The 3,787-nt window shown below is 25.8% G+C and carries 3 protein-coding genes; all 3 read left to right on the forward strand.

The genetic code is table 11. The features are described from left to right. Positions 1–37 precede the first annotated feature (37 nt). Positions 38–1,213, forward strand: coding sequence for a nucleotidyltransferase (locus I6E15_RS09965; protein ID WP_235247624.1), 1,176 nt, complete (start codon positions 38–40; stop codon positions 1,211–1,213). Positions 1,214–1,224: 11 nt separating this feature from the next. Beyond that, positions 1,225–2,517: an MFS transporter gene (locus I6E15_RS09970; protein ID WP_235247625.1), complete on the forward strand. Its 1,293-nt coding sequence runs from the start codon at positions 1,225–1,227 to the stop codon at positions 2,515–2,517. An 11-nt stretch (positions 2,518–2,528) separates the two neighbouring features. After that, positions 2,529–3,787: ComEC/Rec2 family competence protein (locus I6E15_RS09975; RefSeq protein ID WP_235247626.1), on the forward strand; the 1,259-nt coding region annotated here is incomplete at its 3' end.

Genomic DNA, 3,787 nt, shown 5'->3' on the forward strand with positions numbered 1-3,787 from the left:
GATATAATTAGATGAGAAAAATAAAAATGGAGAGAATATGAAAAAAGCAGTTGGAATTGTAGTGGAATATAATCCTTTTCATAATGGACATAAATATCATCTAAATAAAGCTAAAGAGTTAGGAGATATAGTTATAGGAGTTATGAGTGGAGATTATGTTCAAAGAGGAGAGCCTAGTCTAATAAATAGATGGAAAAGAGCAGAGATAGCATTAAAAGAGGGAGTGGATATAATTTGTGAACTTCCTTGTTTTTATTCTTCTCAAAGTGCTGAGATTTTTGCTAGAGGTTCTATTGGAATATTAAATTTTATTGGAGTGGAAAAAATTATTTTCGGGTCTGAAAGTGATAGATTAGAAAACTTAAAAAAAATAATAGAGATAAGTGAAGATAAAAATTTTCAAGAAAATTTGAAAAAACAATTAGAAGAGGGAATATCCTATCCAAATGCTTATAATAAAATTTTAAAAGAATTTTTAGATGAGAGTATAGAACTAAATTCGAATGATATTTTAGGGCTTGAGTATTTGAGAGCTATAAAATATTTTGGGAATAATATTGAGCCTATAACTCTTAAAAGAGAGGGTGGAGGATATTATTCTGAGGAGGAAAAAAATAGGATACTCAGTGCCACAGGAATAAGAAAGCTTATATTAGAAAAAAAAGAGATAGAAAAATTTGTTCCTGAAAAATCTTATGAAATTTTGGAAAACGAGATAAAAAATAATAAAATAACTACTTTGGAAAAATTTTATTCTTTAATAAGATACAGTATTTTAGAAAAAAGAGACAGACTTTTTGAAATACAAGATGTAGAAGTTGGATTTGAGAAAAGACTTTATGAGATGGCTATAAAATATGATAATTACAAAGAATTTTTTGAAAATTTGATGACTAAAAGATATACAATAGGTAGAGTGCAAAGGATATTAATTCATATACTTTTGGATATAACAAAAAATGATACAAAATATTTAAAAAATAATATTCCATATATTAGAGTTATGGGATTTTCTAAAAAGGGTAAGGAATATTTAAAGGAGTTTCAAAAGGTGAAAGAAAATAATATAGAGATTATTACTTCTTTTAAAAATATTCAGAAAAAATTATCTCCTGAAAGCTTAAGATTTTTGGAACTAAATGAGAAAGCAAGTATAATTTATAAAATAATAAATAATTATGAAGAAAGAAAAATTCCATTAATGGTGGAATAAAGGACGGAAAAATGAAACTAACAAAAAGTACACAGATTTTTTATGGATTAGGGGTTAGCTATGCAATAGTTGACCAGATTTTTGCACAATGGATTTTGTATTTTTATCTGCCACCAGAAAGTTCAGGACTAAAACCTATAATGGCACCAGCTCTTATTTCTATTGCACTGGCAATTTCAAGAATAGTGGATATGATAACAGACCCGACTATTGGATATTTATCAGATAAAGTTCATACAAGATGGGGAAGAAGAATTCCATTTATTGCTGTAGGAAGTATTCCTTTAGGACTTACAACAATAGCATTTTTTTATCCACCAGTTGGAAATGACAGTTTATCATTTATTTATCTTGCTATTGTAGGTTCGTTGTTTTTTACTTTTTATACAATAGTAGGAGCACCATACAATGCTCTTATTCCAGAGATTGGAAAAACTATGGAAGAGAGATTAAATCTTTCAACTTGGCAGTCGGTATTTAGACTTCTTTATACAGCTATTGCAATGATACTTCCAGGAAAATTAATAGAAATTATAGGAAAAGGCGACGCTGTATTTGGAATTAGAGGAATGGTCATAATTTTGAGTATAATTTCTGCTGTTGGAGGATATATAACGGTTTTTGGAGTTAAAGAAAACAATTATTCAAATGGAGAGGTTTCAAAAATTAGTTTCAGAGAAACTGTAAAATCTATGTTAGAGTACAAAAGTTTTATTTATTATTTATTAGGACTTTTATTTTTCTTTGTAGGATTTAATACTTTAAGAGCCACAATGAACTATTATGTTGAAGATATTATGGGATATGGAAAATCTCAAATAACTATTGCCTCAGTATTTTTATTTGGAATGTCAGCTCTTTGTTTTTATCCAACAAATAAATTAGCTAAAAAAATAGGTTATAGAAAATTAATGCTTTTATGTCTTTCAGCTTTAATTGTGTTTACTACAATGCTTTTCTTACTTGGAAAAGTTATTCCAACATCTTTTGGATTAAAACTGTTTGGTTTGATTGGAATCCCAGTGGCTGGAGCAGCATTTATTTTACCACCTGCAATGTTAAGTGAGATAAGTAATAAAATATATGAAAGAACTGGAAATAAAATTGATGGAATCTGTTTCGGAGTGCAAGGATTTTTCTTAAAACTTGCTTTTATGTTATCAATTTTAGTTTTACCATTTATTTTAGTTTGGGGAAATAATATAGACAACTCTGTTACTAAAGATGGAATATATATGACAGCGATTTTTGGAGTTATTTCTTTTATTATTTCATATTTTTTCTATTATAAATATCAAGAATAATGGAGGAAGAAATGGAGAAAATATATTTGATTGGAACTATTTTTGCAATAATTGAGATAGGGCTATATCTATTTTCTCCAATTCCTTTGATAATATTTTTTTTATTTTTATTGGGAAGTTTTTGGTTTATTTTTAGAGTAAAAAATAAAGAAATTTATGCTTTAAGTCTTTTATTTTTGGTTAGGATTTTATTTATTGTTAATTTTAACGAGTATAAAGTTGGAGATATAGTAACAATAAAAACTGAGATTTCTAATGGAGTGGGAAAAATTGAGAGAATAGAGAATAAAATACCACTTCTTAGAAAAAATATTTATCTCAGTATTGAAGATGGAAAATATGAAATTTTAGGTGAGATTACAGGAATAAAACCGAGATATATTTTGCTAGAAGAGATAGAAAAAACAAAAAAAGAAAAAAATAAAATTGAAATAATTTTGGAAAATAAAATAAAAAAATTGAGGAATTATCTTTCAAATGGTTGTGTAAATCTTATAGAAACCACAGTTTTAGGAGAAAAGAAAAAGATATATAAAGATATAGAGGAAAATTTTAGAAATAGTGGAGCAAGTCATCTATTAGCAATCTCTGGACTTCATCTAGGAGTAATCAGCGGAGCAATTTTATATATTTTAAATAAGTTATCTTTGAAAAGAGAGATAAAATATAGTGGAGCTTTGATTATTTTAAGTTTTTATGTTTTTGCAATAAAATTAAGTCCCTCTGTGTTGAGAGCTTATATAATGGCTGTTGTGTATATGGTAGGAAATATAATTTATGAAAGAAATGATATAAAAAAATCTTTTATTGTAGCTTTTATTATAAATCTTTTTATTTATCCTAATTCATTAGGAGATATTTCTTTTATAATGTCATACCTTTGTGTATTTTTAATTTTATGGGTTTATCCAAAATTTGAAATAAAGAAAGTAAAAGATAAAAATTTTTATAACACAATTATATTTTTATTGGTTATTCAAGTGGGAATTACTCCAATAACTTTATATTTTTTTAAAACAATGGGAATTTTATCATTTTTTACAAATCTAGTATTAACACCAATTGGAAGTTTATTTATAATTTTGGGATTTATTTCAATAATTTTACCAGAAAGTTTGATTAGAATATTCTCATTTTTTATTCAAGGGATTTATAATTTAATAGAAGTTTTACTTAAAAATTTTCAAAATATTCCTTACTTGACAATTGAAATAAAAAATGAAATAGATTTCAAAATAATAATTTTTATTTATGTGGTAATTTTTATAAT

Source organism: Fusobacterium perfoetens (assembly GCF_021531475.1).
In the GTDB taxonomy this organism is placed as follows: Bacteria; Fusobacteriota; Fusobacteriia; order Fusobacteriales; family Fusobacteriaceae; genus Fusobacterium_B.

What these genes read in the sequence shown, in the direction of transcription:
- I6E15_RS09965 (WP_235247624.1), top strand. Translation starts at nt 38, where the DNA reads ATGAAAAAAGCAGTTGGAATTGTAGTGGAATATAATCCTTTTCATAAT.
- I6E15_RS09970 (WP_235247625.1), top strand. Translation starts at nt 1,225, where the DNA reads ATGAAACTAACAAAAAGTACACAGATTTTTTATGGATTAGGGGTTAGC.